This window comes from Nonomuraea sp. NPDC050451, assembly GCF_044458585.1.
In genome coordinates, this window is record NZ_JBITHZ010000001.1 from 293,833 (window position 1) to 308,086 (window position 14,254).

Here is a 14,254-nt window from a genome sequence, read left to right on the forward strand (position 1 = left end):
GTCGCCCTTCCCTTGAGCCTCGATCCCGCTGACTAAGCCATGAAACCGTAATCCTCGGTCGCCCCTCGTGGCGTGACGCGGCCCGCCTCCAGGTCGGCCAGGATCGCCTCAGGGTCGCGTTCGGCCGGTGGGCCGAGGCCGGCGCCGCCCGTCGTCTCCACGATGAACGCCTCCCCAGCCGCGAACCGTACATTGTTGACCTTGGACGCCAGCCGTTCCACCGTCCCGTCCAGGTGGCGCTTGAAGAAGCCGCCGAGCCGCCCCGGCAGCCCGCCGTCACGGCCCGGGGGTGGGAGGCGGAGGCGGTCGCCGCGGGTCGTGACGTGGCAGTCGGCCAGGAAACGGTAGACCGTGCGCGAGCCAAGCCCGCCCCGGAACCGGCCGGGGCCGCCGGAGTCCGGGATGGTCTCGACGGACTCGACGATCAGCGGGCAGCGGCTCTCCACCGGCTCCGCCTGCGGCACCGAGTTGCGGCCGATGCCGAAGTGCACGCCCGTGGCGTCCGGGCCGTCCAGGCCCCGGCGGGCGCCCACGCCGCCGAAGTCGTAGGAGAGGTGGATCCAGTACGGCGCCCCGACGGCGGCGATCGAGAACGGTTGCAGGATCCCGCTGGGGGCGATGGCGCGCTCGGGGACGGCGTCGGACATGGCCTGGAAGACGGCCTCCATGGCGGCGTAGATCGGGACGTACCGGCCGCCGCACGGATAGGGGGAGCGGGCGTTGAGCAGGGAGCCCTCGGGGAGGCGTACGTCGATGGCCCGCAGGCAGCCGTCGTTCATGGGGATGGTGGGGTCCAGGAAGCAGCGGACGGCGAAGACGGCGGCGGCGAGCGATTGCGAGGCCGAGGCGTTGATCGCGGCCGGGACCTGCGGGCCGGTGCCCGCGAAGTCCAGCACGGCTCGTTCGTGGCCGAGGGTGACGGCGACCCGGATTTCATGCGATTTTTCCGGATTTATGCCGTCATCGTCGATCGGGTACGCCGCCTCTAACCGGCCCGCCGGCAGCTCGGCCAGCGCCGCGCGGGTCCTGGCCTCGGTGTAGTCCAGGTAGTCGTCGACGCCCGCGCCCAGGCCCTCCGCGCCGTACTCGCCGATCAGGGTCTCCAGCCGGGCGGCGGCCACCGCCGTCCCGGCCACCAGGGCCCGTACGTCGCCCATGACCTTGTCGGGGGTACGGCTGTTGGCCCGCAGGATGGCCTCCACCGCCGGATCCAGGCCCTCTTCGGTGGCCAGGCGCACCGGGGGTAGCTGGAGGCCCTCAAGGAAGATGTCCGTCGCCAGCGGGGCCATGCCGCCCGCCGAGAGGCCGCCCAGGTCGGAGACGTGGATCATGGTGGCGGTGAAGTACGCCGGGGTCCGGCCGACGAAGACCGGGCGGTAGACGAGCAGGTCGTTGGTGTGCACGCCGCCCCGGTAGGCGTCGTTGAGCACGTACACGTCGCCCGGGCTCATCCGGTCCGGGGGGATGTCCTTGAGGAGCTCGGGGAGCGCCACCTTGAGGGCCATGCTGTTCATGAGGGTGGTGGCCATGGACTGGGCGATCAGGCGGCCCCGGGCGTCGAGGACGGCGGCCGAGGCGTCGGAGCCCTCCACGATGAACGTCGAGTACGCGGAGCGGACCACCACGATGCTGGCCTCTTCCGCCGCTACGACCAACGCGTTCCTGAGCACCTCGGCGGTCAGGAGGTCGGGCATGTGGTGCTCCTGGTGAGGTGGACGGCGCGGGTCCCGGCGAGGGTGGCGCTCCAGCCGGGCGGGACGACGATGGTGGACTCGGCGTCCTCGATGATCGCGGGGCCGTGGAGCGGGCCGCCGGCCATGGTGTCCCTGGTGTGGACGGGGACGTCGACATACCCGCCCGTCTCGGGGAAGTACGCCCGCCTCGCCCGGGGCACGGCCGCCGCCCCCTCGTCCCCGGGCACCTCGCTCCCTGGCGTCCCGGGGTCGGTCGCTGCCGCCTCGTCTCTGAGCGGCTCGCTCTCGGTCGCCTTGCTCCCGGCTGTCGCGCCACCGGCCGCCCCGCTCGGTGTCGCCGCGCTGGGCGCCGTGCCCGTTGCGCCGGGCTCCGCCGTACCCACGCTCGCCGCATCGGCGCCGAAGGGGTGCGGGCTGAGGGAGGGCGTGTTGGCCTGCGGGCTGGAGGTGGGGGCGAGGGCACGCACGGCAGGGGCGTCGTCGGCGACGGGCGCGGCGGGGCGTGCGTCAGGCGGCGGCGCGGCGGCGTCGGCGGGAGGTGCGGCGGGCGGCGCGGTGGTGTCGGCGGTGTGTGCGGCGGGAGGTGCGGTGGTGTCGGCGGTGTGTGCGGCGGGAGGTGCGGTGGCGTCGGGGGGCGGTGGAGTGGGGGCGGTGAGGCGGATGCGGTAGCTGACCAGTTCGATGTCGCCCCGCTGCGCGATCCCGTACACCTCCTCGTACCGCGTGAAGAAGCGGGACGCCAGCACCTCGCGGGAAGGTGTCCACTCGACGGTCAGGTCGTGGGACTGGCCCTTGAAGCGGACGTCCACCGAGCGTGACACCAGCACCCCGGGGTCCGAAGGGGAGACGCCCAGGTCGGCGGCGGCCTCGGCGGTCAGGGAGGTGAAGACGGCGGAGGGGTCGGGGGCGTCCAGGCGGGACAGGACGCGGTCCGTGGACAGGGCGCCGGTGAGGAGTCCGGCCGCCGAGGCGACGCCGCAGTGCGCGGGCACCACCACCGTCCCGATCCCGAAGCGCTCCGCCACCCGGGCCGCGTGCATGGGACCGGCGCCGCCGAAGGCGACCAGGGCGAAGCCGCGCGGGTCGATGCCGCGCTGCACCGTCACCACGTGCACCGCCGACGCCATCGAGGCGCTCACGATCTCGTGCACGGCGTACGCGGCCTCCTCCCGGGAGACCCCGAGCGGCGAGGCCAGCCGGTCGAGGGCCTTGGCGGCCAGGTCCGGCGTCAGGGGGAGCGAGGCCGAGGAGAGGTAGCCGAGGACCAGGTTCGCGTCCGTGACCGTGGGCTCGGAGCCGCCCAGACCGTAACAGGCGGGCCCGGGGGAGGAGCCCGCCGAGTGCGGGCCGACGCGGAGCGCGCCGGCGGCGTCGAGCCAGGCGACGCTGCCCCCGCCCGCCCCCACCTCCGCCAGGTCGATGGCCGGGGTCTTGATGGGCACGCCGGTGCCCGCCCGCCGGCCGCCGAAGCTGCCCTTGCCGCCGACGTGGAACTCGTTCGTGATCTCGGGTGCCCCGCCGCGCACGACGCACGCCTTGGCGGTGGTCCCGCCCATGTCGAACGAGATCACGTTCGGGAACCCGGTCCCGGCCGCCGCCAGCACCCCCGCCGCCGGGCCCGACTCGATCGTGGCCACCGCGCGCCGGGCGGCCAGCTCGGCGGAGATCACGCCGCCGCTCGACTCCATGACGTGGACGGGCGCGCGGATCCCGATCTCGGCCAGCCGCTCCCGGAGCTGCGAAAGGTACGAAGCCATCAATGGGCCGATATATGCGGACATGATGGTGGTGGTGGCGCGCTCGTACTCGCGGATCTCCGGCCAGATCTCCGACGACGTCACCACGTCCGGGATCGATTCGCGCAGGATCTCGGCGACCTGCCGCTCATGGGCCGGGTCGGCGTACGAGTGCAGCAGGCAGACGGCCGCAGACGTGATGCCGCGGGCCGTGATCGCCGCGGCGGCCCGGCGTACGGAATCGAGGTCAAGCGGCGTCAGCACGGCGCCGCGCGCCGAGACGCGTTCCACCACCTCGAAGCAGTCGCCGGCGGCCACCGGCGGAGGCGGCGGCGAGAAGCGCAGATCGTAGCGGTCCTCCTCGACCCGCGCGTAGCGCCCGAGCGGGACGGCGGCGCGAAAGCCCTGAGTCGTGACAAAAGCGACCCGGACCCCTTTACGTTCGAGCACCGCGTTGGTGGCCAGGGTCGTCGCGTGGACGACCCGTCTGACCTGCGCGGGGTCGCGGTCGCCGAGCGCGCGCGTAACGCCGGCCACGATGCCCGCGATGGGGTCGTAGTGGGTGCTCAAACATTTGGCCACGGCAATCGCGCCGGACGTGCCTCCAAGGACCACATCGGTGAAGGTGCCACCGACATCTACGCCGATCGTGTAGCCCACCCAGGTACGTTATGCCCCCTAGCAAGCGCTTGTCTACGTGGCGGTCTATTGACTTACAGCATGTGATTGGGACCCTGGTCCTAGACCTGCGTTGGGAGCGGAGATGGCGCGCCTCACAGCTCTTGCCGGTGTCGTCGCGGCGGCACTGGCGCTGATCGCGATGCCGGTCGCGGCTCACGAACACCCGAGCGGGATCACCGACCTGGTGACCTCGGCCGTGGTGCGGCTCGAAGCCGTGTCTCATGTGGAGATCACCCTGCTCGACCACGTCGGCGAGCTCAAACATGTGGAGCGGTCCTACGACATCCCGTTCGCCGCCGGCACGGGCACCGTCGTCAACCCCGACGGCACGATCGTCGCGCTCAGACGCCTGGCCGTGAACCCCAACGACGTCGCGATCTACGCGGCGAACAAGGTCTTCGCCGAGCACCACAAGGTGAAGATCCCTCTCGACTACAAGAAGCACAAGCTCAAGGACGACCTCCTCAACCACCACCTGGCGGAGTGCTACCCGCCGAAGACCAACACCGCCACCTGCATCATCAACGTGACCACCGAGATCACGGCCTACCCCAACGTGTCGCCGCCGAGTCCCAACGGCATCAAGGTCAAGTGCATCAAGGCCGGCCCGACGCCCGACAGCCCCGCAGTGCTGGTGCCGGTGACCCCCGTGACCGGAAGCGTCGGCATGCCCACCGCGCCGCTCGCCGACAAGGTGCCCGACCAGGAGGGCTCGCCCACCAACGTGGCGGGCTTCCTCGGCCGGCCGGGCCCGAAGGTCCTGGAGACCGTCGAGATCGCCCACCTGGCCAAGGGCGGCGTGGGCGGCGACACCGGCAGGCCGTTCGCCGACCCGGAGAAGAAGGTGGACGAGCCGGTCAAGCTGGGCGGTCTGGCGGACCAGGGACTCATCGGCGCCCCCGTGATCGGCGACAAGAACGGCCACGTCATCGGCCTGCTGGTGGGCGGCGGCAAAGAGGGCAAGATGATCGGCGTCAGGGAGATCAACGGCATCCTGGCCGCCGCCAAGGTGGTGCCACGCAGAGGCGCGATCGACACGGCGTTCGAGGCGGCGCTGACCCGCTATCACACCAAGTACTACACGGAGGCCGCGCCCGGCTTCCAGCGCGTGCTCGAGCTCTATCCGGGCAACGTGGTGGCCGCCAAGCTGCTGAAGACCTCGCTGGAGAAACGGGGCGGGCCGGAGGACCAGGGCACGAAACAGGTGGCGAGCCCGGCCACCCGGTCGACGCCGCTGTGGCCGTTCATCGTGGCGGCCGGAATCCTTTTCATGGCGGCTGCGGGCGGAGCGTATCTGCTGTGGCGCCGCCGTGCTCCTGAAAAGGTGACAGAGCCACCAGAGCCACTGGCGGCGGCGGCACCACCGCTCGACGACGGAGCCAACCAGACCGTGGTCGTACGGCGGTCGCAGGCGTTCCCCATGGTTCCGCAGCAACAGCAGCAGGTGATGACCGCGCCGGACCCGGCGATCAAGTACTGCACCTCGTGCGGCATGCGACTCGGGCCCGCGCATCGCTTCTGCGGCTACTGCGGCCACCCCATCGAGACGTGATGCCATTGAACGAAAGATCGCTCATCGGCCAGGAGGTGGCCGGGTACTACATCGAGGACATCGTCGGCAAGGGCGGCATGGCCGTGGTCTACCTTGCGCTCGACCCCAGGTTGAGCCGCCGCGTGGCGCTGAAGATCCTCAACCCGGTGCTCAGCGTCGACGACCGGTTCAGGCAACGGTTCATCCTGGAGTCCAGAACGGTCGCCAGCATCGAGCACCCCAACATCATCCCGATCTACGAGGCCAACGCCGACGCCGACGGCGTTCTCTACATCGCCATGCGCTACGTCGACGGGCTCGACCTGCGCCGGCTCATCTACGACCGCGGACCGCTGCCGATCGGCCAGGCCAACCAGATCTTCGCGCAGGTCGCCGCCGCCCTCGACGCCGCGCACGCGCACGACCTGATCCACCGCGACGTCAAACCGGCCAACATCCTGCTGGCCGGCGACCACGTCTACCTGACCGACTTCGGCATCACCAAGCACCGCTCGTCGATCTCGGGGCTGACCCAGACCGACCAGTTCATCGGCACGCCCCGCTACATGTCGCCCGAGCAGATCAACAAGGAGCACATCGACGGCCGCTGCGACCAGTACGCGCTGGCCTGCGTGGTCTACGAGGGGCTGTCGGCGCGGCTGCCGTTCCAGCGCGAGAACGACATCGCGCTGCTCTGGGCCCATCTGGCCGAGCAGCCGACGCCGCTTTCGCAGCTCAGGCCCGACCTGCCCGCCCAGATCGACGCCGTGATGATGCGGGCGCTGGCCAAGGCGCCCGAGCAGCGCTACGCCACCTGTACGGAGTTCGTGACCGCGCTGCGTGACGCGATCAGCGGGTATCAGTCCGATCCCATGAGCGGCCCGACCAGCGGACCCCACTTCGTGCCCCGCCAGGGTCCCCACTCCGGGCCGCACCCGGCGCCGTACCCCGCGCCCGTCCCGGGATCCACGACGGGCCCCCCGACCGGGCCCGCCTCCGGCCCGCACCCCGCGCCCATCCCCGCGCCCATCCCGGGGCCCGTTTCGGGGCCTCCGTTCACGCCGGTCGGGTCGGACCGGGCGCCCTCGCCGCCCACGCATCCGACCGCGCCCAAGAAACGCCCGGGACGCATCCCGATCGTGGCCACCACGCTGGTCGCCGCCGTGGCGGCCCTCGCGATCGTCGCCATGATCATCATGAATCACCGCGGCGACACCTGGTCGCGCTACAAGACCAGCGCCGCCGCGCCGCTCACGTTCGAGTACCCGGGCGACTGGACCGTGCGCACCCACCAGGACCTGTTCGCGGTGGTCTCGCCGCACGCCCAGGAGTTCGAGTCCCTGTTCGTGGCCGGCCCTGGCGCGGACTGGACGGCCGTCTCCCAGGTCGTCGAGGACGACCCCGACTCCGCCTCGGGCGTCTACGTCCAGGTCTCCGACACCCTCGACGCCAGCGGCAACTCCGAGCAGATGAAGGCCAAGATGGAGGCCCTGCTGCCCGGCCAGGTCGACGTCGGCAAACCCGTGCCGGACCAGGCCGGCACCAGCCCCGCCACCCGCTTCGACGGCTCCCTGCACGACCCCGCGACCGGCACGAGGCTGGGCTTCGTCAGCTACGTGATCGACCGCCGGCCCAAGACCATGCTCGTGATGTACTTCTGCGCCAAGACCACCTGCGACGACGCCACCCAGACCCGCATCCGGCAGAGCGTCCACGTGTCGTGACTTGTGACTCACTTGCGTGCGGCTTGGCCTGGGTGTTCAAGCGGTGTTCAAGGTGGGGCCCGGCGTCTACCCTCCGGCTTGTGGGCATTCGCATAGTCATCGCCGACGATCAGGCGATGGTCAGGGCCGGGCTGCGCATGGTCGTCGACAGCGACCCCGGCATGGAGGTGGTCGGCGAGGCGTCCGACGGGCGCGAGGCCGTCGCCGTGGTCAGGCGTACGCGGCCGGACATCGTGCTCATGGACATCTCGATGCCCCGGCTCGACGGGCTGGCCGCGGCCAAGGAACTGCTGGACGACCCGTCGCCGCCCAAGGTCATCACGCTGACCACGTTCGACACCGACGAGAACCTCTACGCCGCCCTGCGCGCCGGCACCAGCGGCTTCCTGCTGAAGGTGTCGCCGCCGGAGCAGCTCCTGGAGGCGATCAGGGTGGTGCACGCCGGTGACGCGCTGCTCGACCCGGCCGTGACGAGCCGGGTGATCGCCACGTTCGCGGGCCGGGCCGAGCCGACGCCCTCGCCCCGGCTGGCCGAGCTGACGCCGCGCGAGCTGGAGGTGCTGCGGCTGCTGGCGCGCGGCCTCACCAACGCGGAGATCGCCGGGGAGCTGTACGTGGGGGAGGCCACGGTCAAGACGCACGTGGCGCGGGTGCTGATGAAGCTGTCGCTCCGGGACCGGGCGCAGGCCGTGGTTTTCGCGTACGAGACCGGGGTGGTCCGGCCGGGTGCCGCCTGAGGGTTTGGCGATGTAGGGACTGTCTTGTGTATATTTTCCGTCAGAAGGCGGTAGATACAGGAGATATTTCATGCAAGCGTTCCCTCGGGTGCTGTTCGACGAGGCCCACAGCGAGTCGTGGACCGTCCGGCGCGAGGTGGCCGAGGCCATCAATCCCGCCCATCCCGACGACAACAGCTACGCCCGCGCGGCCGGGTTGCTGCGGCACCTGGGGCACACGGTCGGTGCCCACACCTCCGGCGCGCTCACGCCCGAGGCGCTCGCCGAGCAGGACGTCCTGGTGATCGCGCACCCGTCCGGAGAGCGGTGGGAACGTACCACCGGGCAGGGCAGCCCCGTCTTCACCGCCGCCGAGCTGGACGCGATCGAGTCCTTCGTCGCCGACGGCGGCGGGCTGGTGGTGCTGGCCGAGGAGGAGCAGGACAAGTACGGCAACAACCTGCGTGAGCTGCTCGGGCGGTTCGGGGTGGGCGTGGCGCACACCACCGTGCGCGACCCGAAGCACGCGCACCGGGACGTGGCCACCTGGGTGCTCGCCGGGCCTGCGACCACCTCCGGCCTGCTCGCCGGGGTCCGCACGGCCTGCTTCTACCGCACCGGCGTCCTCACGCTCGCGGGCGAGAGTGAGGTCCTGTTCGCGACCTCGCCGACCGCCGACCCGGCGGGCGCGCCGCTGGCCGCCGCCGTCCGGTACGGCAAGGGGCGCGTCGTCGCGTTCGCCGACTCCGACCTCTTCGGCGACGACTCCATCGAGGACTACGACCACCGGCGCCTCTGGGGCAACGTGATCACCTGGGCCGCCCGCGTCCCCGACGCCGGCGCCGCCGCCGGGTCGCGTGACGAGGCCAAGGCGGCCGGGTTCGCCCGGCTCAAGGCGGCCGTCGAGGAGCTGCGGCCGCTGCAGGTCAAGGACGGCTCGGTGCCGGAGGAGAAGGAGCGGGCGAAGGCGCTGGTGGCCGAGATCGGGGCGCACTTGGGCGAAATATCGCCATATTTCCCCCATGATGCCGCCTACCTCCAGGCCGTCCAGAGCGACCTGGCGAAGTGGGCCGACCAGGACCTCGGCGTGCCCGACTTCCTCGACTCGCTCGACCTGTTCCACCCCGACACCCAGCGCGAGGACGGGCTGGAGCACGTCGTGGTCTTCCCCATGTACACCCAGAACGGCAACCCGGCCCGCAACCTGGAGGCCGTCTGGATCCGGACGATCTGGCCGGACTGGCTGGCCGAGCTGGAGGCGGGCGGCTACGACAACCCGATGTTCGTGCCGATCGCGTTCGAGGACTTCACCTCCGGCTACGACACCCACTCCGCCGTGCTGTTCCCCGAGACGGTCGCGGTGCGGCAGGCTCCGGCGCGCTTCACCTGGGGCGGGATCTTCGCCGACCGCGAGGCCGCCAGGTTCAGGCGGGTGTCGCAGGCCGCCGCCGAGACGCTCAAGCTCGACCTGCCGCCGGACGCGGCCAGGCTGCTGGACTCGCAGCGGCTCGCGCAGGACACGTTCGTGCTCTGGGACCTGGTCCACGACCGCACCCACAGCCACGGGGACCTGCCGTTCGACCCGTTCATGATCAAGCAGCGGATGCCGTACTGGCTGTACTCGCTGGAGGAGCTGCGCTGCGACCTGACCGCGTTCGGCGAGGCCGTCAAGCTGGAGGCCCAGGGCGTGCCGCACGCGCGGTACGTGCAGGTGGCGATCCTGTTCGACCGGCTGTTCAGGTTCCCGATCACCGGGGAGCGGGTGCGGAACTACGACGGGCTCGGCGGGCAGCTGCTCTTCGCCTACCTGCACCGCAACGACATCGTGCGCTGGACGGACAACCGGCTCACGATCGACTGGGAGCGGGTCGCGGACGGGGTCGCCGACCTGCGGGGCGAGGTCGAGAAGCTGTATCGCGACAGCATCGACCGGTCCAAGCTGGCGCACTGGCTGGCGGCGTACGAGCTGGTGAGCGCGTACGTGGCGCCGCACCCCGGCTCCGTCTGGGCCAAGGGCGTCCAGGCGCTGCCGGAGGAGCAGAAGGCCAAGGTGGACGCGGTGCTGGCGGACGAGTTCCCGCTGAGCATGTTCTACGAGGCACTGCGCCGTAAGCTGGCCGAAGTGGTCGAATCGACTAAGGGACTGCGCGCATGATCATTCTGGTGACGGGTGCTGGGGGGCCGACCGGTGAGGCCGTTTCCGGATATTTCCGGAAAAATGGTCACACGGTGATCGGGGTCGACAAGGAGGACGTCGACCTTCTCGACCGCACCGCCGTACAGGGCTTGGCTGACCGGATCGAGCGGGAGCACGGCCATGTGGACGGCGTGGTGCACCTGGTCGGCGGCTGGCGCGGCGCCGGCTCGTTCGCCGAGACCAGCCTCGACGACTGGGACCTCCTGCACGACCTGTTGATCCGCACGCTCCAGAACGTGTCGCTGGCGTTCGAGCCGCTGCTGCGGGACAGCGACAACGGCCGCTTCGTGATCGTCTCGGCCAAGGCGGCCGAGCGGCCCTCCGCCGGGGGCGCCGTCTACGCGGCGGCCAAGGCGGCTGCGGAGGCGTGGACGCTCTCCCTCGCCGACGCGCTCTCCGGCACCGGCAGCGCGGCCACCATCCTGGTGGTCAAGGCCCTGGTGAACGACGCCATGCGGGCCGAGAAGCCCGACGCGAAGTTCGCCGGCTTCACCGACGTACACGACCTCGCGGCGGCCATCGGCGGCCTCTACGACCGCCCTGCCGCCGAGGTCAACGGCACCCGATTGGACCTTACTGCGTGACTTCCCGGCACGACCCCCGGCTCAAGGCGTTCGCCAGCGACAACTACGCCGGGGTGCACCCCGAGATCCTCCAGGCCATCGCCGCCGCCAACGGCGGCCACCAGACCGCCTACGGCGAGGACGTCTACACCGAGGCCATGGCGGAGGTCTTCAAGCGGCACTTCGGCGAGCAGGCGCAGGCCTGGCCGGTCTTCAACGGCACGGCCGCCAACGTCGTCTCCCTGCGTTCGATGACCGCCCACTGGGAGGCGGTCATCTGCGCGGAAAGCGCCCACATCAACACCGACGAGGGCGGCGCGCCCGAGGTGGCGGGCGGCATCAAGCTGCTCACCGTGCCCACGCCCGACGGCAAGCTCACGCCGGAGCTGATCGACCGGCAGGCGTGGGGGTTCGGCGACGTGCACCGGGCGCAGCCGCGCGTGGTGTCCATCTCCAACACCACCGAGCTCGGCACCCTCTACACGGCCGACGAGATCGCGGCGATCTGCTCGCACGCCCATGACCTGGGGCTGCTCGTCCACCTTGACGGCTCCCGCCTCACCAACGCCGCCGCCGCCCTCGACGTCCCGCTGCGAGCCCTCACGACGGACGTGGGGGTGGACGTGCTCTCCTTCGGCGGCACCAAGATCGGGCTGCTGTACGGCGAGGCCGTCGTCGTCCTCAACCCCGCCGCCGCCAGCGGGGTCGACTACATCCGCAAGACGTTCATGCAGCTGTCGTCGAAGATGCGCTTCGTGTCGGCGCAGTTCGAGGCGCTGCTGTCGGGGGACCTGTGGCTGCGCAACGCCCGCCAGGCCAACGCCATGGGCCGCCGCCTGGCCGACGCGGTCAGCGGCATCCCGGGGGTGACGCTGACCCGGCCGGTGGAGGCGAACGCCGTCTTCGCGATCCTGCCCGGGGACGTGACGGAGCGGCTGGCCAAGCGGTTCCGGTTCTACACGTGGAACGAGGCGACGGGGGAGGTGCGGTGGATGTGCGCCTTCGACACGACGGAGGCCGACGTGGACGCCTTCGCCGCCGCCCTGTCCGACGAAATGCACACCGCCCGCCCCTGACCCCTGGCCCTATCCGGCGGGGGCGGCGTGCTCGGCGCCCCCGCCCGGGGGGTGGGGCGCCGTTGGCGTTGCGCCGGGCTCCTTCGCACGGCGCTTCGCCAGCGGGGTGGGTGGCGGGTGGCATGGAGCGCGCCGCCGTCGGCCGTTACGGCTTGTGGGGGTTGGTCTGCAGGGCGAGGCGGGCTGCCTGCCAGCCGCCCATCCCGTGTACCGACGGGCCGGGTGGCGTGGAGGCCGAGCACAGGAAGACGCCCGGCAGTGGCGTGCGCCACGGCGCCGGGGACCAGACGGGGCGGCGGAGGAACTGGATCAGGCTGGTGAGGCCGCCGGTGATGTCGCCCCCCACCAGGTTGGGGTTGGCGGCCTCCAGGGCGGCGGGGCCCATCGTGTGGCGGGCCAGGACGCGGTCGCGGAAGCCGGGCGCGTACCGCTCGATCTGGGTCTCGACGGCGTCCGTCATGTCCACGGTCGAGCCGGCGGGCACGTGGCAGTAGGCCCAGAACGTGTGCCCGCCCCTCGCCGAGTCAGCCGCGTACGGCTGGACCGCCAGCACGTACGGCCGGGGCGAGTGCCGGCCGGCGGCCGTCTCCGCCTCGCTCAGCGCGATCTCCTCCAGCGTCCCGCCCAGGTGTACGGTGCCCGCGCCCGCCACCGCCGGGTCCCGCCACGGCACCGGCCCGTCCAGGGCCCAGTCCATCTTGAAGACGCCGGGACCGTACCGGAACCGGGCGAGCCGCCGCCGGTAGCCCGCCGGGAGGTCCGCCATCGCGAGGAACTGCCGGGGCGAGACGTCCAGCACCACTGTCGGCGCTGACAGCTCCGACAGCCGGCGCACGCGGTGGCCGGTGACCGCCTCCCCGCCCAGCGACCTGAGCTCGGCCACCAGCGCGTCGGCCAGCACCTGCGACCCGCCCCGCACCAGAGGCCAGCCCGCCAGGTGGGCCAGGGACGCGAGCATCAGCCCGTATCCGGCGGTGATGGGCGCGCGCAGGTCCTGTACGGAGTGGGCGGCCATGCCCGCGATGAGCGCCCGCCCCTCCACGGTCCGGAACACCCGCCGGGCGAACGTCGTGGCGGGCAGTGCCGCCGCCATCCCGAACCTGGCCGCCTGCGCGAACGCACGCGGCCCCACCCCCTGCGAGCCCGGCCCCACCGCTGTGGCCCGCCACGGGCCGAGCGGCTTGAGGAGCAGGTCGACCAGCGGGAACCCGGCGCGGGCCGCCGCGCCCACGGTCGCCAGCCACGCGCCCGCGTCGCGCCCCAGCCCCTGGGCGGTGCGGTGGGCGTCGCGGTGCACGAGTACGGCGGGACGATCGTCGAGCGGATGGGCCGCGGGCACCGGGGGATGCACGAACTCCACACCCGGAAGATCCAGTGCCCGCAACGCGGGGGACGCCACGGCCATCGCCATCACCGTCGCGCACAGGTCGTGCACCCGCCCCGGCAGCGTCAGCTCGCCGGACCGGAGCCCGCCGCCGAACCGGTCGGCGGCCTCCAGCAGCAGCACCCGGCGCCCGGCCCGGGCCAGCATGACGGCGGCGACGAGCCCGTTGGGCCCGGAGCCCACCACGACCGCGTCGGCGTCCATGGCCTTACTGGGGCTTGAGGATCGACGGGTAGGGCTGCGCGCCCCGCTGCTTGAGCAGCTCCGTCATGAGCTTGATCTCCCCGCTCTGCCCCTGGACGATCTTCTGCGCCATGCTGACGACCTCGGCGCGCGTGGACAGCTTGAGCAGCCCCTCGGCCATCTGCACACCCCCCTCGTGGTGGCGGATCATCAGCTGCAGGAACAGCACCTCGGCCTGCGTGCCCTGCGCCTGCTTGAGCTGGGTCAGCTCCTGCGGCGTGGCCATGCCGGGCATGGAGCCGGGCGCGGCCCCGCCGGCGGGCGTCGCGGTGCCGCCGTGGCCGTGGCCGCTCATCCAGGCCATCGGCTTCTGGCCGCTCGCCTGGTCGAGACCCCACTGCTGCAGCCAGCCCAGGAACATGCCACGCTGGTTTGCCTGGGTGTTGATGATGTCGAACGCCAAGTTTCTGATCTCTTTGGCCGGACCCTTGTCCCTGACGATGAACGACATGTCCACGGCCTGGGCATGGTGCGTGGCCATGTCGCGGGCGAATCCGGCCTCGGGCGAGGTGTCGCCGGGCGTGCCGTCGCGGCCGAACAGGAAAAATGCGGCCAGGGCGAGCACCAGCACGCCGCAGACGATCAGGATGGGTTTACTCGCGGGTTTTTCCATGGCCCGTCCAGCGTACCCACCGCGGGGGTCGTGATCGGACGCTTATAAGCGCCTTATTCTCCGCATACGCCAGGAGGCAATAGGGTGACCGGAGTT

At 71.7% G+C, this 14,254-nt stretch carries 10 protein-coding genes; 6 read left to right on the top strand and 4 right to left on the bottom strand.

What is annotated here, in order from left to right:
* Window positions 1-32 precede the first annotated feature (32 nt).
* Both ACIBI9_RS01240 and ACIBI9_RS01245 read right to left on the bottom strand, forming a co-directional pair.
* Complete coding sequence (locus ACIBI9_RS01240) at window positions 33-1,694, bottom strand: hydantoinase B/oxoprolinase family protein (protein WP_397219906.1); 1,662 nt, start codon at window positions 1,692-1,694, stop codon at window positions 33-35.
* Window positions 1,679-4,090, bottom strand: coding sequence for a hydantoinase/oxoprolinase family protein (locus tag ACIBI9_RS01245; protein ID WP_397219907.1), 2,412 nt, complete (start codon window positions 4,088-4,090; stop codon window positions 1,679-1,681). The genes ACIBI9_RS01240 and ACIBI9_RS01245 overlap by 16 nt, the downstream gene beginning before the upstream one ends.
* A gap of 103 nt (window positions 4,091-4,193) precedes the next feature.
* Between ACIBI9_RS01245 and ACIBI9_RS01250 the strand changes: the two genes are divergently transcribed.
* The 6 genes from ACIBI9_RS01250 to ACIBI9_RS01275 all read left to right on the top strand — a co-directional run bounded on the left by ACIBI9_RS01250 (window position 4,194) and on the right by ACIBI9_RS01275 (window position 11,918).
* Window positions 4,194-5,663, top strand: coding sequence for a zinc ribbon domain-containing protein (locus ACIBI9_RS01250; protein WP_397219908.1), 1,470 nt, complete (start codon window positions 4,194-4,196; stop codon window positions 5,661-5,663).
* Window positions 5,663-7,366 (top strand): serine/threonine protein kinase, encoded by a 1,704-nt coding sequence (locus ACIBI9_RS01255; protein WP_397219909.1) that lies wholly within the window; start codon window positions 5,663-5,665, stop codon window positions 7,364-7,366. Before ACIBI9_RS01250 ends, ACIBI9_RS01255 begins: the two co-directional genes overlap by 1 nt.
* Window positions 7,367-7,446: 80 nt before the next feature.
* The gene (locus tag ACIBI9_RS01260) at window positions 7,447-8,103 is read left to right on the top strand and encodes a response regulator transcription factor (RefSeq protein WP_185072735.1); all 657 of its coding nucleotides are present in this window, start codon (window positions 7,447-7,449) and stop codon (window positions 8,101-8,103) included.
* Between the two features lie 70 nt (window positions 8,104-8,173).
* The gene (locus ACIBI9_RS01265) at window positions 8,174-10,237 is read left to right on the top strand and encodes a DUF6421 family protein (RefSeq protein ID WP_397219910.1); all 2,064 of its coding nucleotides are present in this window, start codon (window positions 8,174-8,176) and stop codon (window positions 10,235-10,237) included.
* Window positions 10,234-10,863, top strand: a complete 630-nt coding sequence (locus tag ACIBI9_RS01270; protein ID WP_397219911.1) for an SDR family NAD(P)-dependent oxidoreductase — start codon at window positions 10,234-10,236, stop codon at window positions 10,861-10,863. The genes ACIBI9_RS01265 and ACIBI9_RS01270 overlap by 4 nt, the downstream gene beginning before the upstream one ends.
* Entirely contained in the window at window positions 10,860-11,918 is a 1,059-nt protein-coding gene (locus ACIBI9_RS01275) for a threonine aldolase family protein (RefSeq protein WP_397219912.1), read from the top strand. Before ACIBI9_RS01270 ends, ACIBI9_RS01275 begins: the two co-directional genes overlap by 4 nt.
* 145 nt (window positions 11,919-12,063) lie before the next feature.
* Here the strand turns inward: ACIBI9_RS01275 and ACIBI9_RS01280 are convergent, their stop codons facing one another.
* Both ACIBI9_RS01280 and ACIBI9_RS01285 read right to left on the bottom strand, forming a co-directional pair.
* A complete protein-coding gene (locus tag ACIBI9_RS01280; RefSeq protein WP_397219913.1) occupies window positions 12,064-13,506 on the bottom strand; it encodes a phytoene desaturase family protein in 1,443 nt (480 codons plus the stop codon).
* Between the two features lie 4 nt (window positions 13,507-13,510).
* Window positions 13,511-14,158: a DUF305 domain-containing protein gene (locus ACIBI9_RS01285; protein WP_397219914.1), complete on the bottom strand. Its 648-nt coding sequence runs from the start codon at window positions 14,156-14,158 to the stop codon at window positions 13,511-13,513.
* Window positions 14,159-14,254 lie beyond the last annotated feature (96 nt).